This window comes from Pseudomonas nabeulensis (genome assembly GCF_004682045.1).
Taxonomy (GTDB): Bacteria; Pseudomonadota; Gammaproteobacteria; order Pseudomonadales; family Pseudomonadaceae; genus Aquipseudomonas; species Aquipseudomonas nabeulensis.
The window spans coordinates 1-26,636 of the sequence record NZ_QUZT01000066.1 but is presented as its reverse complement, the minus strand read 5'-3'; the positions used below and the strand labels follow the sequence as shown (position 1 = coordinate 26,636).

Annotated in this window: 24 protein-coding genes; 11 read left to right on the top strand and 13 right to left on the bottom strand. The window is 60.2% G+C overall.

The annotated features are described in order from the left end of the window. Positions 1-46: 46 nt before the first annotated feature. Positions 47-2,497, bottom strand: coding sequence for a glycogen/starch/alpha-glucan phosphorylase (locus tag DYL61_RS25580; protein WP_135310652.1), 2,451 nt, complete (start codon positions 2,495-2,497; stop codon positions 47-49). Positions 2,498-2,724: 227 nt separating this feature from the next. Here DYL61_RS25580 and DYL61_RS25575 point away from each other — a divergent pair, with 227 nt between their 5' ends. After that, positions 2,725-3,159, top strand: coding sequence for a YkgJ family cysteine cluster protein (locus tag DYL61_RS25575; RefSeq protein ID WP_135310651.1), 435 nt, complete (start codon positions 2,725-2,727; stop codon positions 3,157-3,159). A gap of 191 nt (positions 3,160-3,350) precedes the next feature. Here the strand turns inward: DYL61_RS25575 and typA are convergent, their stop codons facing one another. Then, a complete protein-coding gene (gene typA / locus DYL61_RS25570) occupies positions 3,351-5,171 on the bottom strand; it encodes a translational GTPase TypA (RefSeq protein ID WP_135310650.1) in 1,821 nt (606 codons plus the stop codon). A gap of 139 nt (positions 5,172-5,310) precedes the next feature. Beyond that, positions 5,311-6,765 carry a tRNA uracil 4-sulfurtransferase ThiI gene (gene thiI / locus DYL61_RS25565; RefSeq protein ID WP_135310649.1) on the bottom strand — a complete coding sequence of 485 codons (1,455 nt, stop codon included), beginning with the start codon at positions 6,763-6,765 and terminating at the stop codon, positions 5,311-5,313. 334 nt (positions 6,766-7,099) lie between these two features. Here thiI and glnA point away from each other — a divergent pair, with 334 nt between their 5' ends. The 3 genes from glnA (at position 7,100) to ntrC (ending at position 11,472) form a co-directional block, all read left to right on the top strand. Further along, the gene (glnA, locus tag DYL61_RS25555; protein WP_135310647.1) at positions 7,100-8,506 is read left to right on the top strand and encodes a glutamate--ammonia ligase; all 1,407 of its coding nucleotides are present in this window, start codon (positions 7,100-7,102) and stop codon (positions 8,504-8,506) included. Positions 8,507-8,953: 447 nt separating this feature from the next. Further along, positions 8,954-10,039 (top strand): nitrogen regulation protein NR(II), encoded by a 1,086-nt coding sequence (gene glnL, locus DYL61_RS25550; RefSeq protein ID WP_016979130.1) that lies wholly within the window; start codon positions 8,954-8,956, stop codon positions 10,037-10,039. Further along, entirely contained in the window at positions 10,036-11,472 is a 1,437-nt protein-coding gene (gene ntrC, locus DYL61_RS25545; protein WP_105697707.1) for a nitrogen regulation protein NR(I), read from the top strand. Before glnL ends, ntrC begins: the two co-directional genes overlap by 4 nt. A 530-nt stretch (positions 11,473-12,002) precedes the next feature. Here the strand turns inward: ntrC and DYL61_RS25535 are convergent. Beyond that, positions 12,003-12,443 carry a hypothetical protein gene (locus DYL61_RS25535; protein WP_135310646.1) on the bottom strand — a complete coding sequence of 147 codons (441 nt, stop codon included), beginning with the start codon at positions 12,441-12,443 and terminating at the stop codon, positions 12,003-12,005. On the opposite strand from DYL61_RS25535, the gene DYL61_RS25530 reads away from it, so the two are divergent. Beyond that, positions 12,442-12,897 carry a tRNA (cytidine(34)-2'-O)-methyltransferase gene (locus tag DYL61_RS25530; RefSeq protein ID WP_010213874.1) on the top strand — a complete coding sequence of 152 codons (456 nt, stop codon included), beginning with the start codon at positions 12,442-12,444 and terminating at the stop codon, positions 12,895-12,897. The two genes, DYL61_RS25535 and DYL61_RS25530, sit on opposite strands and share 2 nt — an antisense overlap. A 120-nt stretch (positions 12,898-13,017) precedes the next feature. Here the strand turns inward: DYL61_RS25530 and secB are convergent, their stop codons facing one another. From secB to DYL61_RS25515, 3 genes are read right to left on the bottom strand one after another with little or no spacing between them, the layout of a single operon-like run. Beyond that, on the bottom strand, positions 13,018-13,497 hold the full coding sequence (secB, locus tag DYL61_RS25525) for a protein-export chaperone SecB (protein WP_012721755.1): 480 nt from the start codon (positions 13,495-13,497) through the stop codon (positions 13,018-13,020). A gap of 34 nt (positions 13,498-13,531) precedes the next feature. Then, a complete protein-coding gene (gene grxC / locus DYL61_RS25520) occupies positions 13,532-13,783 on the bottom strand; it encodes a glutaredoxin 3 (protein WP_017734847.1) in 252 nt (83 codons plus the stop codon). A 1-nt stretch (position 13,784) separates the two neighbouring features. Then, positions 13,785-14,198 (bottom strand): rhodanese-like domain-containing protein, encoded by a 414-nt coding sequence (locus DYL61_RS25515; RefSeq protein WP_135310645.1) that lies wholly within the window; start codon positions 14,196-14,198, stop codon positions 13,785-13,787. A gap of 151 nt (positions 14,199-14,349) precedes the next feature. On the opposite strand from DYL61_RS25515, the gene gpmI reads away from it, so the two are divergent. The 6 genes from gpmI to DYL61_RS25480 all read left to right on the top strand — a co-directional run bounded on the left by gpmI (position 14,350) and on the right by DYL61_RS25480 (position 22,556). Continuing rightward, positions 14,350-15,876 (top strand): 2,3-bisphosphoglycerate-independent phosphoglycerate mutase, encoded by a 1,527-nt coding sequence (gene gpmI / locus DYL61_RS25510; protein ID WP_105697703.1) that lies wholly within the window; start codon positions 14,350-14,352, stop codon positions 15,874-15,876. A 257-nt stretch (positions 15,877-16,133) separates the two neighbouring features. Continuing rightward, positions 16,134-17,429, top strand: coding sequence for a murein hydrolase activator EnvC family protein (locus tag DYL61_RS25500; RefSeq protein ID WP_135310643.1), 1,296 nt, complete (start codon positions 16,134-16,136; stop codon positions 17,427-17,429). A 30-nt stretch (positions 17,430-17,459) separates the two neighbouring features. Next, positions 17,460-18,767 carry a S41 family peptidase gene (locus DYL61_RS25495; RefSeq protein WP_135310642.1) on the top strand — a complete coding sequence of 436 codons (1,308 nt, stop codon included), beginning with the start codon at positions 17,460-17,462 and terminating at the stop codon, positions 18,765-18,767. A gap of 1 nt (position 18,768) precedes the next feature. Beyond that, positions 18,769-19,554, top strand: a complete 786-nt coding sequence (locus DYL61_RS25490; protein ID WP_135310641.1) for a divergent polysaccharide deacetylase family protein — start codon at positions 18,769-18,771, stop codon at positions 19,552-19,554. 71 nt (positions 19,555-19,625) lie between these two features. Then, positions 19,626-20,867 carry a Vps62-related protein gene (locus tag DYL61_RS25485; protein ID WP_135310640.1) on the top strand — a complete coding sequence of 414 codons (1,242 nt, stop codon included), beginning with the start codon at positions 19,626-19,628 and terminating at the stop codon, positions 20,865-20,867. Between the two features lie 105 nt (positions 20,868-20,972). Continuing rightward, the gene (locus DYL61_RS25480; RefSeq protein WP_135310639.1) at positions 20,973-22,556 is read left to right on the top strand and encodes a serine protease; all 1,584 of its coding nucleotides are present in this window, start codon (positions 20,973-20,975) and stop codon (positions 22,554-22,556) included. Here the strand turns inward: DYL61_RS25480 and DYL61_RS25475 are convergent. From DYL61_RS25475 to hisB, 6 genes are all read right to left on the bottom strand, one after another. Then, positions 22,553-23,308 carry a substrate-binding periplasmic protein gene (locus tag DYL61_RS25475; protein ID WP_135310638.1) on the bottom strand — a complete coding sequence of 252 codons (756 nt, stop codon included), beginning with the start codon at positions 23,306-23,308 and terminating at the stop codon, positions 22,553-22,555. The two genes, DYL61_RS25480 and DYL61_RS25475, sit on opposite strands and share 4 nt — an antisense overlap. Before the next feature lie 67 nt (positions 23,309-23,375). Then, the gene (hisF, locus tag DYL61_RS25470; protein ID WP_135310637.1) at positions 23,376-24,146 is read right to left on the bottom strand and encodes an imidazole glycerol phosphate synthase subunit HisF; all 771 of its coding nucleotides are present in this window, start codon (positions 24,144-24,146) and stop codon (positions 23,376-23,378) included. Between the two features lie 9 nt (positions 24,147-24,155). Next, on the bottom strand, positions 24,156-24,893 hold the full coding sequence (gene hisA / locus DYL61_RS25465) for a 1-(5-phosphoribosyl)-5-[(5-phosphoribosylamino)methylideneamino]imidazole-4-carboxamide isomerase (protein WP_003187784.1): 738 nt from the start codon (positions 24,891-24,893) through the stop codon (positions 24,156-24,158). Positions 24,894-24,932: 39 nt separating this feature from the next. Beyond that, entirely contained in the window at positions 24,933-25,190 is a 258-nt protein-coding gene (locus DYL61_RS25460; RefSeq protein ID WP_105697697.1) for a DUF2164 domain-containing protein, read from the bottom strand. Further along, positions 25,191-25,829: an imidazole glycerol phosphate synthase subunit HisH gene (gene hisH, locus DYL61_RS25455; RefSeq protein ID WP_135310636.1), complete on the bottom strand. Its 639-nt coding sequence runs from the start codon at positions 25,827-25,829 to the stop codon at positions 25,191-25,193. Beyond that, on the bottom strand, positions 25,829-26,422 hold the full coding sequence (gene hisB / locus DYL61_RS25450; RefSeq protein ID WP_017849940.1) for an imidazoleglycerol-phosphate dehydratase HisB: 594 nt from the start codon (positions 26,420-26,422) through the stop codon (positions 25,829-25,831). The genes hisH and hisB overlap by 1 nt, the downstream gene beginning before the upstream one ends. Positions 26,423-26,636: the final 214 nt, after the last annotated feature.

Genomic DNA, 26,636 nt, shown 5'->3' with positions numbered 1-26,636 from the left:
CTGCTATCGGGGGCAAGCCCCCTCCCACATTTTGTTATTGCGGTGTTTAGTCGAGGGCTTTCCAGATCTCGGTGGCGTATTCGCGGATGGTCCGGTCGGAACTGAACCAGCCCATCCTTGAAGTATTCAGCACCGCCGAACGCCACCACGCCTTGGCATCATGCCAATGCGCTTCAACCCGCGCCTGAGCGTCCCAGTATGAGTCGAAGTCAGCACACACCAGGAAACGGTCGTAGTCGATCAACCCATCGATCAAGCCCACATAACGGCCCGGATCATCCGGCGAGAACACCCCGCCGCGAATCGCTTGCAGCACATCGTTAAGGCGATGGGACGCGGCGATATCCGGACCGGCATTGAATTCCCCGGCATGTTTGCGCGCCTCTACCTGCTGGGCACTCAAACCGAAGATAAACATATGCTCGGCACCGACCCGCTCGTGCATCTCCACGTTGGCGCCGTCCATGGTGCCGATGGTCAGCGCGCCGTTGAGACCGAACTTCATGTTGCTGGTGCCCGAGGCTTCGAAGCCGGCGGTGGAAATCTGCTCCGACAAGTCCGCCGCCGGGATGATGCTTTCCGCCAGGCTGACGTTGTAGTTGGGCAGGAACACCACCTTGAGCAAACCGCGTACGGTCGGGTCGTTATTGACGGTGCGGGCGATGTCGTTGGTCAGCTTGATGATCAGCTTGGCCTGGTGATAACTGGCCGCCGCCTTGCCCGAGAAGATCTTCACCCGCGGCACCCAGTCGGTGCCCGGTTCGGCACGGATCGCCTGGTACAGCGCCACGGTGTGCAGCAGGTTGAGCAACTGGCGCTTGTACTCGTGGATGCGCTTGACCTGCACGTCGAACATCGCCGCCGGGTTCACCGAAATGCCCAGGCGCTCGTGGATGATGTCCGCCAGTGCCCGCTTACTGTGCAGGCGCTGTTCGGAAAAGGCTTTGCGGAATGCCTGCTTCTCGGCGAACGGTTCAAGTTCCACCAGGCGCTGTTCGGGCTTGTCGAGAATGTCCGGGCCCAGGGCTTCCACCAGCATCTCGGTGAGTTTGGGATTGGCCTGGTACAGCCAGCGGCGGAAGGTGATGCCGTTGGTTTTGTTGTTGATACGCTCCGGGTAGAGCTTGTGCAGTTCGGAAAACACCGTGCTGCGCATCAGCTGCGTGTGCAAACCGGACACACCGTTGACGCTATGGGAGCCGAGGAACGCCAGGTTGCCCATGCGCACGCGGCGGCCGTTGTCTTCTTCGATCAGGGACACGGCGCGCAACACGTCAAAATCGTGGATGCCTTTGGCCCGCAAAGAGTCGATGTGTTGGGCGTTGATCAGGTAGATGATCTGCATGTGCCGGGGCAGCATGCGTTCCATCAGGCCGACGGGCCAGGTTTCCAAGGCTTCGGGCAATAGCGTGTGGTTGGTGTAGGACAGCGTTTCAACCGTCACGTCCCACGCGGCTTCCCATGGGATGTCGTGCAGGTCCACCAGTTGGCGCATCAATTCGGCCACGGCGATGGACGGGTGGGTGTCGTTGAGCTGGATCGCGGCATGCTCGCCCAGGCTCAGTACCGAACCGTGCATGTTTTTATGACGGCGCAGCAGGTCTTGCAGGGAGGCGGCGACGAAGAAGTACTCTTGGCGCAGGCGCAGTTCTTGCCCTGCTTCGGTGCTGTCGGCCGGGTAAAGCACCCGGGAGATGCTCTCGGCGCGGGCCACTTCGGCAACGGCGCCCAAATGGTCACCGGCGTTGAAGCGCTCCAGGTGCAGGTCCTCCACGGCGCGGGCACGCCACAGGCGCAGGGTGTTCACGCTGGCACCGCGCCAGCCGACGACCGGGGTGTCGTAAGCGATGGCGCGTACGGTTTCGTTGGGGGTCCACTTCTGGATCATCTTGCCCGAAGCATCCGCCAGGGTTTCGACGCTGCCGCCAAAGCCGATGGGGTACACCACTTCAGGGCGTTCGAATTCCCAGGGGTTGCCGAAATCCAGCCAGTGTTCGGTCTGTTCCTGTTGCCAGCCATCGACAATCGCCTGGCGGAACAGGCCGTGTTCATAGCGGATGCCATAACCGTGGCCGGCCACGCCCAGGGTCGACATGCTTTCCATAAAGCACGCCGCCAGACGGCCCAGGCCACCGTTGCCCAGCGCCGCGTCGGGCTCCAGCAGACGGATGCGTTCAAGGTCGACACCCAACTCCGAGAGCGCTTCGCGGGCAATTTCCAACACCCCGAGATTGCTCAGGCTGTCGTAGAGCAAACGGCCGATCAGGAACTCCAGGGAGAGGTAATACACCCGCTTCTGGCCTTTGCGGTAAATGCGCCGGGTGTGGTCCATCCAGTGATCGACCATCTGGTCGCGCGCGGCCAGGGCAATGGCTTCGAACCAGTCGTGGTCGAAGGCGTGATCCGGGTCCTTGCCCACCGCGTAGGTGAGTTTGGTCAAGACGGCATCGCGGAATGCGGCTACCTCTGCTTCTCGTGCAAGCGGTTCCTGAGACATCGGTGCAACCTCGGGCGAGAGTGAAGGAGTGGCTAGAGCCTAGTCGGTCTGACAGACGGTAGACGCTCTGGTTCGGCACTTTTTTAACGCATTGCCCCCTGCCGGGGTTTGATGCATTGGCCGTGCCTGAACAGGCTTGAAGATGAAAACTCGAAAATATTGTTCAAAAAATCACCAATCCCGGTATGATCGCGCGCCCGGATACAGCCCCACCTTTTGGAACCCTGATGAAGCCTCAACTGATCGCCGCCGCGGAACTCGACCGTCTAGAGACCTGGCAGAAATATTCCGCCCACATGTGCGGCGGCTGCGTGTCCAGCTGCTGCACGCTGCCGGTCGAAGTGAAGGTCAAGGACCTGATCCGCATTGGTCTGGTCGATGAGTTCGAGCTGGGCGACCCGGCGAAGAACATCGCCAAGCGGTTGCAGAAGGAAGGCATCGTCGAGCGTTTCAATTCCAAGTCCGAGATTTTCACCCTGCAGCGCATGAGCAATAACGATTGCCTGTTCCTGGATCGTAAGACGCGCTTCTGCACTATTTATGACAAGCGCCCGGATACCTGCCGCAACCACCCGAAGATCGGGCCGCGGCCGGGGTATTGCGCGTATAAGCCCAAAGAAGTGGTGCGTGAGACCAAGTTCCGCACGCTCGATAAGTTCTGATCCAGGTTTTGTGGTGGGCTTGAGGGCCTCATCGGGGGCAAGCCCCCTCCCACACTGATCGGCAGCGCGGTCAAAATGTGGGAGGGGGCTTGCCCCCGCTGAGGCCGGCACAGGCAACACACAAACAGCAGGCACAAAAAAACGCCCCCGGCCTTTCGACCGGGGGCGTTTTTCATTCAGCCTGAGTTAACTCAGTTCTTGGCTTTCTTGGCAGCGCGGGTACGCTCGCCTTCGTCCAGGATCTTCTTACGCAGGCGGATCGACTTAGGCGTAACTTCGCACAGCTCGTCGTCCTGGATGAATTCCAGGGCCTGTTCCAGGGTGAAGCGAACAGGTGGAACCAGAGCGATGGTTTCGTCTTTACCCGAAGCACGCATGTTGTCGAGCTTCTTGCCTTTGGTTGGGTTGACGCCCATGTCGGTGTCACGGCTGTTCAGACCAACGATCTGGCCGTTGTAGACCTCTTGACCGTGTTCAACGAACAGCTTGCCACGCGCCTGGAGGGTTTCCAGGGAGTAGGTCAGCGCCTTGCCGGTTTCTACCGATACCAGAACGCCGTTCTGACGGCCGGACATTTGACCGGACTTCATCACGTCGTAACGGTCGAAGATCGAGGTCAGGATGCCAGCACCGTTGGTCAGGGTCAGGAACTGGTTACGGAAACCGATCAGACCACGAGCAGGGATGTTGTATTCCAGACGTACACGGCCTTTGCCATCCGGCACCATGTTGGTCAGGTCGCCTTTACGCAGGCCCATCTCTTCCATGACCTTGCCCTGGGATTCTTCAGGGGTGTCGATGGTCACGTTTTCGAACGGCTCGTGCTTGTTACCGTCAACAACGCGGATGATCACTTCTGGACGACCAACGCCCATTTCGAAGCCTTCGCGACGCATGGTTTCGATCAGTACGGACAAGTGCAGCTCGCCACGGCCCGATACTTTGAACTTGTCAGCCGAGTCGCCTTCTTCAACGCGCAGTGCAACGTTGTACAGCAGCTCTTTGTCCAGACGTTCCTTGATGTTACGGGAAGTCACGAACTTGCCTTCTTTACCGCAGAAAGGCGAGTCGTTTACCTGGAAGGTCATGGAAACGGTTGGCTCGTCAACGGTCAGAGGCTTCATCGCCTCGACGGTGTCCGGGTGGCACAGGGTGTCGGAGATGAACAGCGAGTCCATACCGCTGATGCACACGATGTCGCCAGCAGCTGCTTCTTCAACGTCTACACGGTGCAGACCGTGGTGACCCATCAGCTTCAGGATTCGGCCGTTACGCTTCTTGCCGTCGGCGTCGATAGCCACAACCGGAGTGTTCGGCTTGACGCGACCACGGGCGATACGGCCAACGCCGATAATGCCCAGGAAGCTGTTGTAGTCCAGTGCGGAGATTTGCATCTGGAACGGACCGTCACGGTCAACAGACGGCGCAGGTACGTTGTCGACGATCGACTGGTACAGCGGGGTCATGTCTTCAGCCATGTCGGTGTGGTCCAGACCGGCAATGCCGTTCAGGGCCGAGGCGTAGACGACTTTGAAGTCCAGCTGTTCTTCGGTGGCACCCAGGTTGTCGAACAGGTCGAAGATCTGGTCCAGAACCCAGTCCGGACGCGCGCCTGGACGGTCAACCTTGTTGATGACCACGATTGGACGCAGGCCGGCTTCGAACGCCTTCTTGGTCACGAAACGGGTTTGCGGCATAGGGCCGTCCTGGGCATCAACCAGCAGCAGAACGGAGTCAACCATCGACATTACGCGTTCTACTTCGCCGCCGAAGTCGGCGTGGCCCGGGGTGTCCACGATGTTGATGTGGTAGCCGTTCCAGTTGATGGCAGTGTTTTTTGCCAGGATGGTAATACCGCGCTCTTTTTCCTGGTCGTTGGAGTCCATCACGCGCTCGTCGTTGAGCTCGTTGCGCTCCAGGGTGCCGGATTGACGCAGGAGTTTGTCTACCAGGGTGGTTTTACCGTGGTCAACGTGAGCAATGATGGCGATGTTACGTAGATTTTCGATCACTTGTGTATCTCGATCAGAGGATTCGGTGTGCTGACAGGTCGTGGCAGCGATTAACAGTAGAGTCAGGCCTTGCCGTTACAGCTTGACGGCAGAGTCGGGGGGCCGGTGACGCAGGCCACAGGCAAACAGCCCCGGGCTCTTAGCTCGGTCGATAAACGCGCACATTGGCATGCCCCTCACTGAGCAAATGGTGGGCATGCAGGCGACTCATCACGCCTTTGTCGCAATACAGCAGGTACTGACGGCTGTTATCCAGTTCCTTGAAACGCGCGTTCAGTGCGTAGAACGGCAGCGCTTGCACGTCGATGCCGGCGATTTCCAGCGGCTCATCCTCAGCAGCATCCGGGTGACGGATGTCGATGACGATCTGGCCGGCCAGGGCTTCGCTGACTTCTTCGATCTTCACATCCTGGCCCAATTCGTCGATCACGCGATCGATCGGCACCAGTTTGGCGTTCTCGAGCGCACGCTCCAGAATCGCCATGTCGAATTCTTTCTCTTCATGCTCCACGCGGTGACGCTTGGCGTGGGTCTTGGGGTTCACCGAAATGACCCCGCAGTATTCGGGCATGTGCTTGGCAAAGTCGGCGGTGCCGATTTCTTCTGCCAGGTCGATGATGTCCTGCTTGTGGCTGGCGATCAGCGGGCGCAGCACCAGCTTCTCGGTGACGCAGTCGATGATCGACAGGTTGGGCAGCGTCTGGCTGGACACCTGGGAGATCGCCTCGCCAGTGACCAGCGCGTCGATCTGCAAGCGGTCGGCAATCTGCGACGCGGCGCGCAACATCATACGCTTCAATACCACGCCCATATGACCGTTATCGACTTTACCGAGGATTTCCCCCAGCACTTCCTCGAACGGTACGCTTACAAATAGCACGCGTTGGGAGCTGCCGTACTTCTTCCAGATAAAGTGCGCAACTTCCATCACGCCCAACTCGTGTGCACGCCCACCCAGATTAAAGAAGCAGAAGTGGCTCATCAGGCCGCGACGCATGATCTGATACGCCGCCACCGTGGAATCGAAACCGCCGGACATCAATACCAGGGTCTGTTCCAGGGCGCCCAGCGGGTAGCCGCCGATGCTGTTGTGCTGGCTGTGGATCACAAACAACCGTTGGTCGCGAATTTCCATGCGCACTTCAATTTGCGGCGCTTTCAGGGAAATTCCGGCGGCGCCGCACTCGCGACGCAGCTTGCTGCCGACGTATTTCTCAACGTCCATCGAGCTGAACGCGTGCTTGCCGGCACGCTTGCAGCGCACCGAAAAGATCTTGCCTTCCAGCTCACTGCCGTAGTGCTGCTTGCACTTCTCGGTAATGTCGTCGAAGTCGCCCAGCGGGTATTCATCGACCTGCAGGAAATGCGCGATGCCCGGCATGCAGCTCAGGCGCTCGGTCATGTCCTTCAAGGCTTTGGCGTCGGTGATGCGGGTTTCCAGCTCGAGGTTGTCCCACACGCCGTTCACCACCACAGCCGGGTCCAGGTCTCGGAGCACGGCACGGATGTTCTTGGCCAATTGACGGATGAAACGCGTCCGTACCGGTCGGCTTTTGATGGTGATCTCGGGGAAGACTTTTACGATTAATTTCATGGAAACAGCGCGCGCCGGGCCTGCTGAAAAAGGGGGGCGCGGATTATAGCGGAAATCGCTCAAGGTTTAACCAGTTAATATGCATCGATGTCGACACGCACCAAACAGGTGCGCCGACGGGCAATTTCGCCACATTGCGGTGCGCGATTTTTTGGCTTTTGTCGCAATGCACCTTTATAGGGGCGTTTTTGGAGCAAAAAACCCATGTTGGCGCACTGGCATGCAATTTGCTCTCTTGTGAGGCAGGTTGCCATGGCGGAGTATCCGCGCCGGCATCACCCACATTCTAAGGGCTAACTCCACTACCCCAGCCCGAAGCCACCCGGAGGACACTATGTCGAAGTCGGTTCAACTCATCAAAGATCATGACGTTAAATGGATTGATCTGCGCTTCACGGACACCAAAGGCACTCAGCACCACGTGACCATGCCGGCTCGCGACGCGCTGGAAGACGACTTCTTTGAAGTCGGCAAGATGTTCGACGGTTCCTCCATCGCTGGCTGGAAAGGCATCGAAGCCTCCGACATGATCCTGCTGCCGGACGACGAAACTGCCGTGCTGGACCCGTTCACCGAAGAGCCGACCCTGATCCTGGTCTGCGACATCATCGAACCGTCGACCATGCAAGGTTACGATCGCGACCCGCGCGCCATCGCTCACCGTGCCGAGGAATACCTGAAGACCACCGGTATCGGTGACACCGTCTTCGCCGGCCCAGAGCCAGAATTCTTCATCTTCGACGAAGTGAAGTTCAAGTCCGACATCTCCGGTTCGATGTTCAAGATCTACTCCGAGCAAGGCTCGTGGATGTCCGACCAGGACGTGGAAGGCGGCAACAAAGGCCACCGTCCAGGCGTCAAAGGCGGCTACTTCCCGGTTCCTCCGTTCGACCACGACCACGAAATCCGTACCTCCATGTGCAACGCACTGGAAGAAATGGGCCAGGTCGTTGAAGTTCACCACCACGAAGTGGCAACTGCTGGCCAGAACGAAATCGGCGTCAAGTTCAACACCCTGGTGAAGAAAGCCGACGAAGTTCAAACCCTGAAGTACGTTGTGCACAACGTTGCTGACGCCTACGGCCGCACCGCGACCTTCATGCCGAAGCCTCTGTACGGCGACAACGGTTCGGGCATGCACGTACACATGTCCATCGCCAAAGATGGCAAGAACACCTTTGCTGGCGAAGGCTATGCCGGCCTGTCGGAAACTGCCCTGTACTTCATCGGCGGTATCATCAAGCACGGTAAGGCCCTGAACGGCTTCACCAACCCGGCCACCAACTCCTACAAGCGTCTGGTACCAGGTTTCGAAGCGCCGGTCATGCTGGCCTACTCGGCCCGTAACCGTTCCGCGTCGATCCGTATTCCTTACGTCAACAGCCCACGCGGCCGTCGTATCGAAGCGCGCTTCCCGGACCCGGCTGCCAACCCATACCTGGCTTTCGCAGCACTGCTGATGGCTGGCCTGGACGGCATCCAGAACAAGATCCACCCAGGCGACGCCGCCGACAAAAACTTGTACGACCTGCCGCCTGAAGAGGCCAAAGAGATCCCACAAGTGTGCGGCAGCCTGAAAGAAGCCCTGGAAGAGCTGGACAAGGGCCGTGCGTTCCTGACCAAAGGCGGCGTGTTCAGCGACGACTTTATCGATGCCTACATCGCCCTGAAAAGCGAAGAAGAAATCAAGGTCCGCACCTTCGTACACCCACTGGAATACGAGCTGTACTACAGCTGCTGATCCGGTAGCGCTGCTTAACGTGGCGTGACAAAAAAGACCTCCTTCGGGAGGTCTTTTTTTTTGCCTTGGAAAACTGTGAACCCAATTAAAAATGTGGGAGGGGGCTTGCCCCCGATAGCAGAGGGTCAGACACAACACCTGGGACTGATACACCGCTATCGGGGGCAAGCCCCCTCCCACATTTTGTGTACACCCAGAGAATTCACGGTTACTGAACAACCTTCACAAAACCGCACTATATTGGTGCGATAGGCTGCACCCTACCCACCCACCCAACCCATTTTGGTTCGAAACTTCCCGAGTAAGCTGGCAGAACGCCACAGTTTCGCGCCTCAAACCCTTATTTCAGGGCTTGCGCGCTTCTTTTCGGAGCCTTGGTTTGGTTTTTGCATTTTCCTTGTATCAGCGTGTGCCTCAAGCCCGCGCGTTGCTCCAAAAGAGGTCCCGATGACCATCAGCGATGCACTGCACCGTTTGTTACTCGACAACCTGACCACCGCGACCATCCTGCTCAATGACGACCTGCGCCTTGAGTACATGAACCCGGCGGCGGAAATGCTCCTGGCCATCAGCGGCCAGCGCAGCCATGGGCAGTTCATCAGCGAGTTGTTCACCGAGTCGGCCGAAGCCTTGAGTTCGTTGCGCCAGGCGGTTGAGCAAGCGCACCCGTTCACCAAGCGCGAAGCGATGCTCACCGCCCTCACCGGCCAGACCCTGACCGTCGACTACGCCGTGACCCCCATCCTGAGCAATGGCGCCACCCTGCTGCTGCTCGAAGTACACCCTCGCGACCGCCTGCTGCGCATCACCAAGGAAGAGGCGCAGCTGTCCAAGCAGGAAACCAGCAAGATGCTGGTGCGCGGCCTGGCCCATGAGATCAAGAACCCGCTGGGCGGTATCCGTGGCGCAGCGCAACTGCTGGCCCGCGAGCTGCCGGACGAAAACCTCAAGGACTACACCAACGTCATCATCGAGGAGGCCGACCGCCTGCGTAACCTGGTGGACCGCATGCTCGGCTCCAACAAGCTGCCGTCCCTGGCGATGACCAACGTGCACGAGGTGTTGGAGCGCGTGTGCCAACTGGTCGAGGCAGAAAGCCAGGGCTGCATCACCTTGGTGCGCGACTACGACCCCAGCATTCCCGACGTGTTGATCGACCGTGAGCAGATGATCCAGGCGGTGCTCAACATCGTCCGCAACGCCATGCAGGCCATCAGCAGCCAGAACGAACTGCGCCTGGGTCGCATCAGCCTGCGCACCCGCGCCCTGCGTCAGTTCACCATCGGCCATGTGCGCCATCGCCTGGTGACCAAGGTCGAAATCATCGACAACGGTCCGGGCATTCCTGCGGAACTGCAGGAAACCATTTTCTTTCCCATGGTCAGCGGCCGCCCGGACGGTACCGGGCTGGGCCTGGCCATTACCCAGAACATCATCAGCCAGCACCAGGGTCTGATCGAATGTGAGAGCCATCCCGGCCACACCACGTTCTCGATCTTTCTGCCTCTGGAACAAGGAGCCCCATCGACATGAGCCGTAGTGAAACTGTCTGGATCGTCGATGACGACCGTTCTATCCGCTGGGTCCTCGAGAAAGCCTTGCAACAGGAAGGCATGACCACCCAGAGCTTCGACAGCGCCGACGGCGTGATGAGCCGCCTGGCACGCCAGCAGCCGGACGTGATCATCTCCGACATCCGCATGCCCGGCGCCAGTGGCCTGGACTTGCTGGCGCGGATTCGTGAGCAGCATCCGCGCTTGCCGGTGATCATCATGACCGCGCACTCGGACCTGGACAGCGCTGTCGCGTCGTATCAGGGCGGTGCCTTTGAATACCTGCCCAAGCCGTTCGACGTGGACGAGGCCGTGGCGCTGGTCAAGCGCGCCAACCAGCACGCCCAGGAGCAGCAGAGCCAGGAAGCGCCACCCACCCTGACCCGCACCCCGGAAATCATCGGCGAAGCGCCAGCGATGCAGGAAGTGTTTCGCGCCATCGGGCGTTTGAGCCACTCCAACATCACCGTGCTGATCAACGGCGAATCGGGGACCGGTAAAGAGCTGGTGGCCCACGCCCTGCACCGTCACAGCCCACGGGCGGCCTCGCCGTTTATCGCACTGAACATGGCGGCGATTCCGAAGGACTTGATGGAGTCCGAGCTGTTCGGCCACGAGAAAGGCGCGTTCACGGGCGCGGCCAACTTGCGTCGCGGGCGCTTTGAACAGGCCGACGGCGGCACGCTGTTCCTCGATGAAATCGGCGACATGCCTGCCGACACCCAGACCCGACTGCTGCGGGTACTGGCGGACGGTGAGTTTTATCGGGTCGGCGGGCACACGCCGGTCAAGGTCGACGTGCGCATCATCGCGGCGACCCACCAGAACCTGGAAACCCTGGTGCACGCGGGTAAATTCCGTGAGGACTTGTTCCACCGCCTCAATGTGATCCGCATCCATATTCCGCGCATGTCGGACCGTCGTGAAGACATCCCGACCCTGGCCCGCCACTTCCTCAGCCGCGCCGCCCAGGAGCTGGCCGTCGAGCCGAAGCTGCTGAAAAGCGAGACCGAGGAATACCTGAAAAACCTGCCATGGCCCGGCAACGTACGCCAACTGGAAAACACCTGCCGCTGGATCACGGTGATGGCGTCCGGTCGCGAAGTGCATATCAGCGATTTGCCGCCGGAGCTGTTGAGCCTGCCGCAGGATTCGGCACCGGTGACCAACTGGGAACAGGCGCTGCGCCAATGGGCTGACCAGGCCTTGGCTCGCGGCCAGTCGAACCTGCTGGACAGCGCCGTGCCGGCGTTCGAGCGGATCATGATCGAGACCGCCTTGAAGCACACCGCCGGTCGCCGTCGTGATGCCGCGGTGTTGCTGGGTTGGGGGCGTAATACCTTGACCCGCAAGATCAAGGAGCTGGGGATGAAGGTCGACGGTGGGGATGACGACGAGGGCGATGACGCCTGAGTCTCAAATCCACTGAAGATCCAATGTGGGAGGGGGCTTGCCCCCGATAGCAGTAGATCAGTCACTACACCTGTGACTGATACACCGCCATCGGGGGCAAGCCCCCTCCCACATTTGGATCTCCATTAGTTTCGGGATTGTGCACCGCTTGAATGCACCGTGAACCGGCATCGGGCACGGACCTAAAGCCTGAAATATCCACCGCGCAAAAAAAAACTGAGACTCCAAAAAAACCAAAGCCCCGTATTCCGGGGCTTTGCGCTTTATGGAGAAATTATTTGGGATACCTTGGCCACTCTGGCACGCGCCCTGCAATAACCCCAGTACTACCCAGTTTCGGGGACCTTGGTACAGGCAGGCCGAGAATCCCCTCTTTACACCCGGGGTGCTTGATGCGAACCGCGTCGCGCTCCACACCCGTTTCGGGAACCTCGGTACAGGCAGGCCGGGGATTCCCTCTTTAACACCGAAGCCTCTGGCTTCACCCCGTTTTGGGAGCCCTGGTACAGGCAGGCCGGGAACTCCCTCTTTTATTGCTCTTGGAGATGGATCTCCAGCCGCCAGCGGCCATCGGCTTTCTCCCCGCTCCACTCCCCGCGCAACGGCCGAGCCGCCACCAGGTTCAGCAGCAGGCCGCCATCGGTCTTGCGAATGCGCCAGTTCACATCCTTGTCATTGACCTTGAGCTGCCCACTGGCCGCTTTGCCCTGGGCGTCGAAGAGCAGCGCCACGGTGCCGTCGATATGCTCGCCGTGCAGCTTGGGCTCGCTGTTGAACCACACCACTACACCGTCCTTTGCGGTCTCGACCTGTTGCAGCTCGACGGGGTCGGGAGTGGTCAGGCGGCCAATCATCAGGCCGACCATCATGCCGACAATCGCCAAAGAGCCCATGACCCTCGGCATTAGCTTCGGTCTTGGATCCTCTTCGGGGGTAGAATGCAGCGCATCTTTACCTTCGGAGCCGTGCATGTTTCACGTCATCCTTTTTCAACCAGAAATTCCGCCGAATACCGGCAACGTTATCAGGCTGTGCGCCAACAGTGGCTGCCACCTGCATTTGATCGAGCCCCTGGGCTTCGACATGGACGACAAACGCCTTCGCCGCGCCGGGTTGGACTACCACGAGTATGCCACCCTGAAACGTCACGCCGACCTGGCCAGCTGCCTGGAAAGCCTGGGGCATCCACGGTTGTTTGCGTTCACCACCAAGGGTTCGCAGCCGTTCCATGATGTCAGTTTTGCAGAGGGCGACGCCTTCCTGTTCGGCCCGGAAAGCCGTGGCCTGCCGGCGGAGGTGCTGGATGCGCTGCCTGACGGCCATCGCTTGCGGTTGCCGATGCGCGAAGGGTGCCGCAGTTTGAACCTGTCCAACACCGTGGCTGTTGCCGTCTACGAAGGCTGGCGCCAACTGGGCTTTAAATAACACTGCATAACAAATGTGGGAGGGGGCTTGCCCCCGATGACGGAGTGTCAGTCAACATCACCTGTGACTGGTCCACCGCTATCGGGGGCAAGCCCCCTCCCACATTTTTACCGCGTCGACTTACTGAACGGTCGACGAACCTTCCTGTTGCATGCGCTGCAGCTCTTGAGCGTACAGGGCATCGAAGTTCACCGGAGCCAGCATCAGTGCCGGGAACGAGCCACGGGTGACCAGGCTGTCCAGGGTCTCACGGGCGTACGGGAACAGGATGTTCGGGCAGAACGCGCCCAGAGTGTGGCTCATGGACGCTTCGTCCAGGCCCTGGATCAGGAAGATACCGGCCTGTTGCACTTCAGCGATGAAGGCCACTTCTTCGCCGTTCTTGACGGTGACCGACAGGGTCAGCACGACTTCGTGGAAGTCACCTTCCAGGGCTTTCTGGCGGGTGTTCAGGTCCAGCGCGACGCTTGGGGTCCATTCCTGGCGGAAGATGGCCGGGCTTTTCGGCGCTTCGAACGACAGGTCACGTACGTAGATGCGCTGCAGCGAGAACTGTGGGCCTTGGGCTTCTGCTGCTTCGGTGTTCTGTTGGTCAGTCATCGCAGATCCTTGTGATCTTGGGGTCTTTTAGGGGTTAGGCGAGCAGCGCATCAAGCTTACCGGCGCGCTCCAGGGCAAACAGGTCGTCGCAACCACCGATGTGCTTGGCGCCGATCCAGATCTGCGGCACGGACGTGCGCCCCGCCTTCTGGGCCATTTCGGCACGCACCTGGGGTTTGCCGTCGACCTTGATCTCTTCGAAGGCAACGCCCTTTTTCTCAAGCAGGGCCTTGGCCCGCATGCAGTAAGGGCACCAATCGCTGGAATACACGACAACCTGGCTCATATCACTTCACCAGCGGGAGGTTGTCAGCTTTCCAGCTGCCGATACCACCGGACAGCTTGGCGGCGGTGAAACCGGTCTTGAGCATCTCGCGGGCGTGGGTGCCGGCGTGCTGGCCTTGGGCGTCGACCAGGATGATGGTCTTGGCCTTGTATTTTTCCAGCTCGGCCAGGCGCGCGATCAGCTTGTCCTGTGGAATGTTCAGGGCACCGACGATGTGGCCGGCGGCGAAATCCTTGGCCGGGCGGATATCGACAACCACGGCTTCATCCTTGTTGACCAGCGCGGTCAGCTCCGCCGTGCTCAGGCTGCGGCCGCCGCGGCTCAATTCGTGAGCGATCAGCAGCGCCAGCAGGATGACGAAGGCACCCACGAGCAGGTAGTGGGCAGTGGCAAATGCAATCAGGTGATCAACCATCAAGGAGGTTCCAGGGCGTTAAAATGGCGGTAAGTATACACAGCCGTCAGGGGGGGCCAACCCCCGTAAAGCGGTGACGTGGTCGGAACTTCGCTTTAAACTGCCACTCCCTTTTCAATTGCCTTCCTTTATTACCGCCGCGAGAGGATCTATGACTACCACGCCTAAACCTTTGGTCCTGATAATTCTCGATGGCTTCGGACACAGTGAAAGCCACCACGACAACGCGGTCTACGCGGCGAAGAAGCCGGTACTCGACCGCCTGGTGGCCACCGTGCCCAACGGCCTGATCTCCGGCTCCGGCATGGATGTGGGCCTGCCGGACGGCCAGATGGGCAACTCGGAAGTCGGCCATATGAATCTGGGCGCCGGACGAGTGGTCTATCAGGACTTCACCCGTGTGACCAAAGCGATCCGCGATGGCGAGTTCTTCGAGAACCCGACTATCTGCGCGGCGGTCGATAAAGCAGTGGCTGCCGGCAAGGCCGTGCATTTCATGGGCCTGTTGTCGGACGGTGGCGTCCACAGTCACCAGGACCACTTGGTCGCCATGGCCGAACTGGCGTTCAAGCGCGGTGCCGACAAGATCTACCTGCACGCCTTCCTCGACGGTCGCGACACACCGCCGAAAAGCGCGCAATCCTCCATCGAACTGCTGGACGCCACCTTCGCCGCCCTCGGCAAGGGCCGTATCGCCAGCCTGATCGGTCGTTACTTCGCCATGGATCGCGACAACCGTTGGGACCGCGTGTCCCAGGCCTACAACCTGATCGTCGACGGCCAGGCTGAATTCAACGCCGCTACCGCCCAGGAAGGCCTGGAAGCCGCCTACGCCCGTGGCGAGAGCGACGAATTCGTCAAGGCCACCACCATCGGCGAGCCGGTGAAAGTGGAAGACGGCGACGCCGTGGTGTTCATGAACTTCCGCGCCGACCGCGCCCGCGAGCTGAGCCGCGTGTTTGTCGAAGATGACTTCAAGGATTTCGAACGTGCGCGCCAGCCGAAAGTGCACTACGTCGGCCTGACTCAATATGCCAAGAGCATCCCGGCCCCCGCCGCTTTCGCACCGGGCAGCCTGGAAAACGTGCTGGGCGACTACCTGGCCAAGAACGGCAAGACCCAGCTGCGCATCGCCGAAACCGAGAAATATGCCCACGTGACCTTCTTCTTCTCCGGCGGGCGTGAAGAACCGTTCCCGGGCGAAGAACGCATCCTGATCCCATCGCCGAAAGTCGCCACCTACGACTTGCAGCCGGAAATGAGCGCGCCGGAAGTCACCGACAAGATCGTCGACGCCATTGATCACCAGCGTTACGACGTGATCGTGGTCAACTACGCCAACGGTGACATGGTTGGCCACAGCGGCAACCTGGAAGCCGCGACCAAGGCCGTGGAATGCCTGGACAAATGCGTCGGCCGTATCGTCGAGGCCCTGGAAAAGGTGGGGGGTGAAGCGCTGATCACCGCTGACCACGGCAACTGCGAGCAGATGTCCGATGAATCCACCGGTCAGGCCCACACTGCTCACACTACCGAGCCGGTGCCGTTCATCTATGTCGGCAAGCGTGATTTGAAGGTACGTGAAGGCGGCGTGCTGGCAGATGTGGCGCCAACCATGCTGAAACTGATGGGGCTGGAGAAGCCGGTGGAGATGACCGGCACGTCAATCCTGGTCTGATTCCTGGCATCACCGCAAAACAGTGTGGGAGGGGGCTTGCCCCCGATTGCAGTGGGTCAGCTAACACATGCTTGGCTGACACACTGCTATCGGGGGCAAGCCCCCTCCCACATTGGATCTTCACTGTTTGGTAGATGTCCTATTGCCATACATCGCCACTCGGCACCTATCTTGCCCTCCCGCCCGAATTGGGCGTTTTTTTTGCAGCAGTTGGCGGGCATACTAGGCCGTCCATTTCCCTGGTGTCGCCCGCCTCTATGCTTCGCGCCTTGATTACCCTCGCTCTTGTCTGCCTGCTCCAACCGGCGTTTGCCGATGAGCGCGCACAAACCCAACAACAGTTGGACGCTACGCGTCAGGACATTACCGAGCTGAAAAAACTGCTCGGCAAGCTCCAGGAAGAAAAATCCGGGGTGCAAAAAGACCTGCGCGGCACGGAAACCGAGATGGGCAAGCTGGAGAAGCAAGTCCAGGAGCTGCAAAAAGAACTAAAGAAGAGCGAGTCGGAACTGGAGCGACTCGACGGTGAGAAAAAAAAACTCCAGAGCGCACGCGTTGAACAGCAACGCCTGATCGCGATCCAGGCCCGCGCCGCCTACCAGAATGGCCGCCAGGAATACCTCAAGCTGTTGCTCAACCAGCAGAACCCCGAGAAATTCGCGCGCACCCTCACCTACTACGACTACCTGAGCAAAGCCCGTCTGGAGCAATTGAAAAGCTTCAACGAGACCCTGCGCCAGCTGGTCAACGTCGAGCAGGAAATCGCCAACCAGCAATCCCAGCTGGAAGACCAGAAAAACGCCCTCACCGTCCAACGTGACGAACTGGACAAGGTGCGCAAGCAACGCCAACTGGCCCTGGCCAAGCTCAACGACGACGTAAAGGCCCGCGACGCCAAGTTGCAGGCCCGCGAGCAAGACCAGGCCGACCTGGCCAAAGTCCTTAAAACCATCGAAGAAACCCTGGCCCGCCAGGCACGTGAGGCCGAAGAAGCGCGGCAAAAAGCGCTGATCGCCCAGCAGGAAGCCGAAAAAAAGCGCCAGCGTGAGGCCGAGCTGGCAGCCACCACGGATGCACCGGCACCGCGCAAACCGGCGCGCGCAGCCCCTGGCCCGCTGGTTTCCAGCGCCGGCGAGAACTTCGGCGGCCCTTTTGCTTCCGCTCGCGGCAAACTTCCATGGCCAGTTGATGGTCGATTACTGGCACGCTTCGGTGAAACCCGTGGCGACGACACCCGCGCCAAGTGGGATGGCGTGATGATCAGCGCCTCCGCCGGCAGCCAGGTGCATGCCGTTCACGGTGGGCGCGTGGTGTTTGCCGATTGGTTGCGCGGCGCCGGTTTGTTGGTGATTTTGGACCACGGTAATGGCTATTTGAGTCTTTACGGCCACAATCAGACTTTACTCAAGTCGGCGGGTGATGTTGTAAAAGCCGGTGAATCCATCTCCACTGTCGGTAACAGTGGTGGCCAGGACACCCCGGCGCTGTACTTCGCTATTCGTCAGCAGGGTCGCCCGAGCGATCCTGCACAATGGTGCCGGTCCCAAGGATAGGGCTGCATCTACATTAGGAGTTCGTTCGACATGCTGCATTTGTCCCGCCTCACTTCGCTGGCCCTGACCATCGCCCTGCTGATCGGCGCGCCCCTGGCGTTCGCCGACCAGACGGCACCCGCCGCCACGGCCGCGACCACCAAGGCGCCTTTGCCGCTGGACGAGTTGCGCACCTTTGCCGAGGTGATGGACCGGATCAAGGCAGCCTATGTCGACCCCGTAGACGACAAGACCCTGCTGGAAAATGCCATCAAGGGCATGCTCAGCAACCTCGACCCGCACTCCGCCTACCTGGGCCCGGAAGATTTCGCCGAGCTGCAGGAAAGCACCAGCGGTGAATTCGGCGGCCTGGGCATTGAAGTCGGCTCCGAAGACGGCAACGTCAAAGTCGTGTCGCCTATCGACGACACGCCGGCATCGAAGGCCGGCATCCAGGCCGGTGACTTCATCGTCAAGATCAACGGCCAGCCAACCCGCGGCCAGACCATGACCGAAGCCGTCGACAAGATGCGCGGCAAGATCGGCCAGAAGATTACCCTGACCCTGGTACGCGACGGCGGCACGCCGTTCGACGTGACGCTGACCCGCGCGACCATCACGATCAAGAGCGTGAAGAGCCAGTTGCTGGAGTCGGGCTACGGTTACATCCGCATCACCCAGTTCCAAGTCAAGACCGGCGACGAAGTGGCCAAGGCCCTGGCCAAGCTGCGCAAGGACAACGGCAAGAAGCTCAACGGCATCGTGCTCGACCTGCGTAACAACCCAGGTGGCGTGTTGCAGGCAGCGGTGGAAGTGGTCGACCACTTCATCACCAAGGGCCTGATCGTGTACACCAAGGGCCGTATCGCCAATTCCGAGCTGCGTTTCTCGGCCACTGGCAACGACCTCAGCGAGAACGTGCCACTGGCCGTGTTGATCAACGGCGGCAGCGCCTCGGCTTCGGAAATCGTCGCCGGTGCCCTGCAAGACCAGAAGCGCGGCGTGCTGATGGGCACCACCAGCTTCGGCAAAGGCTCGGTACAAACCGTGTTGCCGCTGAACAATGACCGTGCGCTGAAGATCACCACCGCGCTGTACTACACGCCGAACGGCCGCTCGATCCAGGCCCAGGGCATCGTGCCGGACATCGAAGTGCGCAAGGCCAAGATCACCAACGAGGCCGACAGCGAATACTACAAAGAGGCTGACCTGCAAGGTCACCTGGGCAATGGCAATGGCGGCGCCGACCAACCCAGCGGCAGCGGCGTGAAAGCCAAGCCAATGCCGCAGGACGATGACTACCAACTGGCCCAGGCGCTGAGCCTGCTCAAAGGTTTGAGCATCACCCGCAGCCGTTGATATGCGTCTTGCCCTGATCATCGCTGTGCTGTGCAGCCTGGCCGGGGTCGCTCAAGCGGCCCCGGTCAGCGAACCGCACAAAGCCTACCTGACCCTGATCATCGACGACCTTGGGCAAAACCTGCCCCGGGATCGTCGCGTGCTGGCGCTGCCGGGCCCTGTGACCACGGCGATCATGCCTGACACGCCCCACGCCGCTGAATTTGCCCGCGAAGCCCACAAGGCCGGCAAGATCGTGATCCTGCACATGCCCATGGACCCAGCCACCGGCCCGTTCGCCTGGCACCCGGAGCTGCCCATCGAAGAACTCGGCAAGCGCCTGGATGCCGCATTCAAGGCCGTGCCCTACACCGCCGGCATCAACAACCACATGGGCAGTCGCATGACCGCGCAGCCGCAGGCAATGGCGTGGTTGATGGCCGAACTGCAACGGCGCAACAAGTTCTTTGTCGACAGCCGCACCAGCGCCCAGACCGTGGCAGCCGCCGAGGCGCAGAAGATCGGCTTGGCCAGCGTCTCGCGGGATGTGTTCCTCGATGACGAGCGCACCGAAGCGGCGATCACCACACAGTTGCAGACGGCAATCAAGCTGGCCCACAAACAGGGCTCGGCGGTCATGATCGGGCATCCCTACCCGCAAACCCTGGCCGTGCTGGAGCGCGAACTGCCCAAGCTCAAGGCCCAGGGCGTCGACTGGATCGACATCAAGTTGATGATCAGCGTGCGCAGCAATCAGGCGATGGCCGGGCATGGCAAGAACGGCACCTATCAGCCTGCGCGCAATTAAGTACCGCTTGCACAATAGCCGTTCCTGAATAGTTGGCCTTCACGGCTCACTTCTTCAGGACTGCTATTGCAATGGAATCAATCCGCTACTCAAACCTGCTGATTAACTTCACCAGCGAGTTCAGCCCGCTCTGGAATGACAAAGGCGCCGGCAGTGACAACCCGGTCAGCTTCTGGCGGCCAGTGCCTTCGTCAGACTTTTTGAATGGCTTCTTCCCCCTGGGAGACCTGGCTATCAGCGGGTATGGCAACGTCAACAAACAACGCATCGTCGCTGTCGTCAGCAACGCAGCGGGCAGCCAACAGGACAAAGCGCTCAGCGCCCCCGTCGAATACGAGTTGGTATGGAAGGACTCAGGCTCAAACGCCCATTCCAATGGCGCCATATGGCGCCCCATTCCGCCCGAAGGGTACGTCGCCCTTGGCCTCGTCTGTGGCATCGGCCATGACAAACCGTCACGCAATGCCATCCGCTGCGTACGGGCCAACCTGGTCATTGCCTCCTACATCAGCGATCTGATCTGGAACGACCAGGGCAGCGGCGCCCACGCGGATTTCAGTGCGTGGAATATCACGCCACCGGGAGCCGCATCGGGCGAGGCGTATTTTTCCGCCGGCACGTTCGTGGGTGCCAACAGCTACACCCAACCCGCGACCCACGTCGCTGCCTACTCACTGCGCATTCAACTCCCTCAGACCGTCAACACTGCACCGCCCGCCCCCGCACTTCCCGGCTATCGGCAACCGTCGCCCTTCGAAGCGGCCCATATTACCCATACCTGCGAAATCCCCTGGTTCACTGTAAAAGACCCCAACCTGCGCCCGATCGAACAGTTGCGCATATCACCCACCTACCGCCTGGAGCGCACCGACCGGTACGTATTGGTAGGTTTCGGTCACAACAAGACATCGGTCAACCAGACCTTCAAGTGGACGGCAACACGCGGTGAAAATGGAGGTAAATCCGAGACACTTGCCCAAACCACCGCCATTGAAGTGGGCGGCGAATGGCAGTTCAACCTCTGGGGCTCATCGATAAAGTTTTCGGCCAAGTTGAGTAAAAGCCTGACCCATACCGAGACGTCATCCAGTGGCTGGACTTCTTCCACTGCGTTCGAAATTGCGGCGGCAGTCCCGGCCAACAAGGCGGTAGCGGTATACCTGATCCAAAGCGACTACCGCCTGCTACGCAAAAACGGTACCCAGGTAGCCACCGACGTCAGCTATACCGATGGTGACAGCGTGTATTGGAGTGAGTATCCGCCTACCAAAGATTGCCAGGTGGTCTGTACGCCTTTACCCCCAACCCGCTAGATAACTACCTCCTGAGCGGCAAAGGATCGTTCGATAGTGGATGCCTGCCCCAAGGCAGCCGTCCAGGCCGTTCTGGGCGGTCTTGCGTCCACTCAAGGAAGATTCATGAGAGCACTTAACCTCGCACTAATCTGCGCCATGCTGACCGCGTTGCCTTCGACACTGTGGGCCGCGCCCAAAGACTTCGGCGAAGGCCTGGCCAACGCCAGCCCCGCTCGACCACTCACCAATGCCCGGCACCAGCATGACCACTGGACCGGCGTCGGCCGCATACGCAACGAATCCCAAACCCTGTGCACCGCCAGCCTGCTGGACACCCGCGACGAAGATGGCCACTCAGGCCCGGCCTATGTGATCACCAGCAGCCATTGCCTGCATCGCTTGAACGGCGCCGTGCAAAAAGACCTGCCGATGAAGGGCAGCATCAGCTTCAACTACTTCGACGACACCCTCGAAACCTTCAAGACTTACTCGCTCAAGACCTTGAAATGGGGCAGCAGCCAAGGGGTAGACCTGGCAATCATCGAGTTGCAAACCTCACTCGCCGAGCTGATCAAGGCCGGTATCCAACCACTGAAACTGGCCGAGGAAGTGCCCACCGACGGCAATGACATCCTCGCGTTGTTCTCTCCGGAATGGGACACCCTGCACCTCTCCGCCTGCACCCATCAGACCTCCCGTGAACTGGTGGAGCAACCGTTCGTGTGGCGCGTGACCATGAAGAACCAATGCCAGGGCGTAGGCCGCGGTGCCTTCGGCGGCCCGTTGCTGGATCGTGCCAGCAATAGGCTGTTCGGCATTCTCAGCACCAGCACCCGTGACCAGCCCGCAGAACGTAAATGCCAGCGCGATGCCCCCTGCGAGATCAACAACGGCTTGCCCACCTGGCATGCCGAAACCAACTACGGCAGCCCGGTAACCTTCCTCAATCACTGCTTTGCAAAGGGCGTATTGCAAGCCGACAGCGAGCAATGCGACCTCTACCCGGCCACCGCCATCACCTTCAAAAACCCGGAGCCGATCCAGCAATACTTCGTGCAGAAGCCCGGCGGTAAAAGCAAAAGCATCGTGCCGCGCTGGAACCTGTCGTTCGCCACCAACACACCGTTCTACCGCTACAAGACCACCCGGCGCGCTCTGGACTGCGAAAACCCGGTGCACTACAGTGCGCCGATCAAGGCCGAAAACGCCTATATCAATGATGCCATCGGGCCACAAACTGGCCTGCACATGTTGTGCATCGTCGGCGTGAAGTCCGCCGAACAAAACGTGACCAACGGCATGATGAGAAATGCCCTGACCCTGGCGGTAGAGTTGGCCGAACCCGGCCCGGCACGCACCCCGAACTTGACCATCAGTCTGGATAAACAAGGCCTGGCAGCCTACACCGTGGTCTGGAACCTGGCACCGCCGTTCATGAACCGCTACACCTACAAATACGGCCCAGCCGCCACCACCGACTGTTTGCGGCCGGCAGATTACTTGCCCATTCCTCCCCCTCCTCCGGTAGACGAGGACGATGACATCATCGACCTGGTGTACCCACTCAATGACTACCCGGACATGCCACTGGAGAAATATGCACGGCTGATAACGGTGCGCGACAAGCCCTACAAGATTTGCACCTACGCCTACGACCAGGCTGACCAGCCCTCGACCCTGCGTGTGGACCTGCTCAAACCGCGCTAAAGATAACGCGCCATGATCTCGTCAATAGCGCCGTCTTTGCGCAGTTGATCGAGCGCTGCCTGCAACTTGCTCACGGTTTCATCCGGCACGTCTTTGTTCAGCGCCAGGTAAAGCTCGGCACTGTTGAACCGCAGCACGGTCTTCAACCCGGTGATGCCTACCTGTCGCGCCAAGTAACGCCCGGCAGGGTCGCCGGTGGCCCACAGGTCGATCTGGCCATCCAGCAGCTTTTGCGCGTTATCTTGGTCGCGCAGCACCACCAGCGGGTTGAGGCCCTGCTTTTCCAGGGTCTCGGCGATGGCGTCACCTTTGTAGGCGCCGATCCTGTAGCCGCGTGCGTGGTCGAGGTCATCCAGCTGGAGCTTGCTGTCGGCCTTGGCGAGCAGCACCCAATCGTCCGGGCCGATGGGACCGACCCATTTGAACAGGGCCTCGCGGTCCGGCAGGCGCGCCATCACGAACACACCATAGCCAGGCTTTTCCAGGGCGAGCTTGTAGATTCGCTCCCAAGGAAAACGCAGGGTGAGGTTGTAGGAGATGCCGGCGCGCTGGAAGGTCTCGCGCACGATGTCCACGGCGATGCCTTCGATGTTCTCTTCCTTGGCGAAGTTCTTGCCGTTTTTCGCCATGTTGTAGGGCGGGAAGTTTTCCGTCAGCAACACCAGGGCGGTGCCGGACGGTTCTTCGGCGTGGGCCGAACCCGCCAACAAAACGGAAGTACTGGCGAGGGCAAGCAGAAGCGCTTTGAACATGAAGGGTTACCGGAATCCATGGCAAGCGCAGAGAGTGCCCCGCGCCTGTCATGGTGTCCAGCAGCGTTTAGCGAACGACGATACCGCGTGCCGCCATGTAGGCCTTGGCCTCGGGAACGGTGTATTCGCCAAAGTGGAAAATACTCGCCGCCAGCACCGCACTGGCGTGGCCTTCGATCACGCCGTCGGCCAGATGTTGCAGGTTGCCGACGCCGCCGGAAGCGATCACCGGAATGCCCAGCGCATCGCTGATGGCACGGGTAACGCCGAGGTCGAAGCCGTTTTTCATGCCGTCCTGGTCCATGCTGGTCAGCAGGATTTCACCCGCGCCCAGGCCTTCCATCTTCATTGCCCATTCCACCGCGTCCAGGCCGGTAGGCTTGCGACCGCCGTGGGTGAAGATCTCCCAGCGCGGGATTTCGCCCGGGCCGGACACCTTCTTGGCGTCGATGGCCACGACGATGCATTGCGAGCCGAAGTGCTGCGCCGCTTCGCCGACGAATTCCGGGTTGAACACGGCGGCGGTGTTGATCGAGACCTTGTCCGCCCCGGCATTGAGCAGGTTGCGGATGTCTTGCACGGTGCGCACGCCACCGCCCACGGTCAGCGGGATAAACACCTGGCTGGCCATGCGCTCGACAGTGTGCAGCGTGGTGTCGCGGCCATCGACGCTGGCGGTGATGTCGAGAAAGGTAATCTCGTCGGCACCTTGCTCGTCATAGCGACGGGCAATCTCCACCGGGTCACCGGCGTCACGGATGTTCTCGAACTTGACGCCCTTGACCACGCGACCGTTGTCGACGTCCAGGCAAGGGATGATGCGTTTGGCCAGCGCCATGGTCAGTCCTCAGCCGTTGTAGGCGTCGCAGTAAGCCTGGGCTTCGGCGACATCCAGGGTGCCTTCATAGATCGCACGGCCGGTGATCGCGCCGATGATGCCAGGCGCCTTGGCGTCCAGCAGCGACTTGATATCGCCCAGGTTGTGAATGCCACCGGAAGCGATCACCGGGATCTTGGTTGCGGCGGCCAGCGCAGCGGTGAACGGCACGTTGCAGCCCTGCATCATGCCGTCTTTGGCGATGTCGGTATAAACGATGGCGGACACGCCGTCGGCTTCGAACTGCTTGGCCAGGTCGATCACCTGCACGGTGCTGATTTCAGCCCAGCCGTCGGTGGCGACGAAACCGTCCTTGGCGTCCAGGCCAACAATGACCTTGCCAGGGAACGCACGGCAGGCTTCGGCGACGAACGCCGGGTCTTTCACGGCCTTGGTGCCGATGATCACGTAGCTCACGCCGGCCTTGACGTAGTGCTCGATGGTTTCCAGGGAGCGGATACCGCCGCCGATCTGGATCGGCAGGTTCGGGTAGCGCTTGGCGATAGCCGTGACCACTTCGCCGTTGACCGGCTGGCCTTCGAAGGCGCCGTTCAAGTCCACCAGATGCAGGCGACGGCAGCCCCCTTCCACCCATTTGGCGGCCATGCTCACCGGGTCATCGGAGAACACGGTGGAGTCTTCCATGCGGCCTTGACGCAGACGTACGCAAGCGCCGTCCTTGAGATCGATAGCGGGGATAATCAGCATCTGGCAAACCTTATTCGATATTCAGCAATGCTTGGGAAATCAGGGTTTCTCAAGCGACCACAAGTCGCTTTCGAGGCTTTCGAACCTTTCTTTAAGGAGCGTCTGCGTGTCGAAAATCGCCCTGTTGTAATAGTGCGGAGCTACTTCGGTGGTGAACAGTTCGAGGATCTCGGCGACCTCGAACGAACCCAGCTTGAGCTCGAAGCGATCTTCCATGAAACGCTTGATCTTGAGGGTAGCCTCACTCTCCTGTTCGGGCGTGAGGTTCAGGATCGGCGGCTTCGGCTTGCGGCTCATTTACCAGCGCCCGTCCCAGGCGGCGAAGTTCTGCAGCAATTGCAGGCCATGAGTATGGCTTTTCTCCGGGTGGAACTGCACGGCAAAGCGCGAACCGTCAGCCAGCGCAGCCGCGAAGTCGACGCCGTAATGCCCGCCGCCCACCACCTGGGCCGGCTTGCCGGCGGCGATGTAGTAGCTGTGCACAAAGTAGAAGCGCGCCAGGTCCGGCACGTCGTGCCACAGCGGGTGATCCACGGTCTGGCGAACTTCGTTCCAGCCCATGTGCGGGACTTTCAAGTGCTCGCCGTCTTCATGCAGGTCTTTGCCGAAGAACTTCACCTGGCCCGGGAACAGGCCGATGCAGTCGACGCCGTCGTTCTCTTCACTGCTGTCGAGCAAGGCTTGCATGCCCACGCAGATGCCGAGGAACGGGCGGTCCTGGCTGACTTCGCGCACCAGGCTGTCAAAGCCCAGGCGGCGGATCTCGGCCATGCAATCGCGAATCGCGCCGACGCCGGGGAACACCACCCGGTCAGCTTCGCGAATCACGTTGGCATCGCTGGTGATCAGCACCTTGCCGGCACCTACGTGTTCGAGGGCCTTGGCCACCGAGTGCAGGTTACCCATGCCGTAATCGATAACCGCGACCGTCTGCATTACAAGACGCCCTTGGTCGAGGGCATTTGCCCGGCCATGCGCTCATCCAGCTCAACCGCCATGCGCAGGGCGCGGCCGAAAGCCTTGAACACGGTTTCGATCTGGTGGTGGGTGTTGGTGCCGCGCAGGTTGTCGATGTGCAGGCTGACCAGCGCGTGGTTGACGAAGCCCTGGAAGAATTCCTGGAACAGGTCGACGTCGAAGCCGCCCACGGTGGCGCGGGTGTAGGGCACGTGCATCTGCAGGCCTGGGCGGCCGGAGAAGTCGATGACTACGCGCGACAGCGCTTCGTCCAACGGGACATAGGCGTGGCCGTAGCGACGGATGCCTTTTTTGTCGCCGATGGCCTTGGCAAATGCCTGGCCGAGGGTGATACCGACATCCTCCACAGTGTGGTGGTCATCGATATGCAGGTCGCCTTTGCTGACGATATCCAGGTCGATCAGCCCGTGACGGGCGATCTGGTCCAGCATGTGCTCAAGAAAAGGTACACCGATATCAAATCGGGCCTTTCCGGTGCCATCCAGGTTGATCGAGGCTTTGATCTGGGTTTCCAGAGTGTCGCGCTCGACGGACGCCTTACGTTCGGCCATCACCAGCTCCGCAAAATCATTGGGCGAAAAAGGCAGCCATTATAGGGGCGCGGGCGCCAAACAGAAACATCGAAGGGGATAAGACTGATGGAGTGTCGGGGATAGACATGTGCATACAAGTGGGAACCCACTTAATGGAATTCTGCACATCCAATGTGGGAGGGGGCTTGCCCTAATACCTGTCAGCTAAGGAAACAGCAGATGAGCGGCTTTC

Bases quoted from the DNA above. Each gene is read 5' to 3' on its own strand.
- gpmI (WP_105697703.1), top strand. From the start codon at position 14,350: ATGACTACCACGCCTAAACCTTTGGTCCTGATAATTCTCGATGGCTTC.
- DYL61_RS25575 (WP_135310651.1), top strand. From the start codon at position 2,725: ATGAAGCCTCAACTGATCGCCGCCGCGGAACTCGACCGTCTAGAGACC.
- DYL61_RS25535 (WP_135310646.1), bottom strand. From the start codon at position 12,443: ATGCACGGCTCCGAAGGTAAAGATGCGCTGCATTCTACCCCCGAAGAG.
- hisH (WP_135310636.1), bottom strand. From the start codon at position 25,829: ATGCAGACGGTCGCGGTTATCGATTACGGCATGGGTAACCTGCACTCG.
- DYL61_RS25530 (WP_010213874.1), top strand. From the start codon at position 12,442: ATGTTTCACGTCATCCTTTTTCAACCAGAAATTCCGCCGAATACCGGC.
- DYL61_RS25515 (WP_135310645.1), bottom strand. From the start codon at position 14,198: ATGGTTGATCACCTGATTGCATTTGCCACTGCCCACTACCTGCTCGTG.
- DYL61_RS25580 (WP_135310652.1), bottom strand. From the start codon at position 2,497: ATGTCTCAGGAACCGCTTGCACGAGAAGCAGAGGTAGCCGCATTCCGC.
- hisB (WP_017849940.1), bottom strand. From the start codon at position 26,422: ATGGCCGAACGTAAGGCGTCCGTCGAGCGCGACACTCTGGAAACCCAG.
- glnA (WP_135310647.1), top strand. From the start codon at position 7,100: ATGTCGAAGTCGGTTCAACTCATCAAAGATCATGACGTTAAATGGATT.
- secB (WP_012721755.1), bottom strand. From the start codon at position 13,497: ATGACTGACCAACAGAACACCGAAGCAGCAGAAGCCCAAGGCCCACAG.
- DYL61_RS25490 (WP_135310641.1), top strand. From the start codon at position 18,769: ATGCGTCTTGCCCTGATCATCGCTGTGCTGTGCAGCCTGGCCGGGGTC.
- glnL (WP_016979130.1), top strand. From the start codon at position 8,954: ATGACCATCAGCGATGCACTGCACCGTTTGTTACTCGACAACCTGACC.
- DYL61_RS25460 (WP_105697697.1), bottom strand. From the start codon at position 25,190: ATGAGCCGCAAGCCGAAGCCGCCGATCCTGAACCTCACGCCCGAACAG.
- DYL61_RS25480 (WP_135310639.1), top strand. From the start codon at position 20,973: ATGAGAGCACTTAACCTCGCACTAATCTGCGCCATGCTGACCGCGTTG.
- DYL61_RS25475 (WP_135310638.1), bottom strand. From the start codon at position 23,308: ATGTTCAAAGCGCTTCTGCTTGCCCTCGCCAGTACTTCCGTTTTGTTG.
- DYL61_RS25495 (WP_135310642.1), top strand. From the start codon at position 17,460: ATGCTGCATTTGTCCCGCCTCACTTCGCTGGCCCTGACCATCGCCCTG.
- DYL61_RS25485 (WP_135310640.1), top strand. From the start codon at position 19,626: ATGGAATCAATCCGCTACTCAAACCTGCTGATTAACTTCACCAGCGAG.
- grxC (WP_017734847.1), bottom strand. From the start codon at position 13,783: ATGAGCCAGGTTGTCGTGTATTCCAGCGATTGGTGCCCTTACTGCATG.
- ntrC (WP_105697707.1), top strand. From the start codon at position 10,036: ATGAGCCGTAGTGAAACTGTCTGGATCGTCGATGACGACCGTTCTATC.
- hisF (WP_135310637.1), bottom strand. From the start codon at position 24,146: ATGGCGCTGGCCAAACGCATCATCCCTTGCCTGGACGTCGACAACGGT.
- hisA (WP_003187784.1), bottom strand. From the start codon at position 24,893: ATGCTGATTATCCCCGCTATCGATCTCAAGGACGGCGCTTGCGTACGT.
- thiI (WP_135310649.1), bottom strand. From the start codon at position 6,765: ATGAAATTAATCGTAAAAGTCTTCCCCGAGATCACCATCAAAAGCCGA.
- DYL61_RS25500 (WP_135310643.1), top strand. From the start codon at position 16,134: ATGCTTCGCGCCTTGATTACCCTCGCTCTTGTCTGCCTGCTCCAACCG.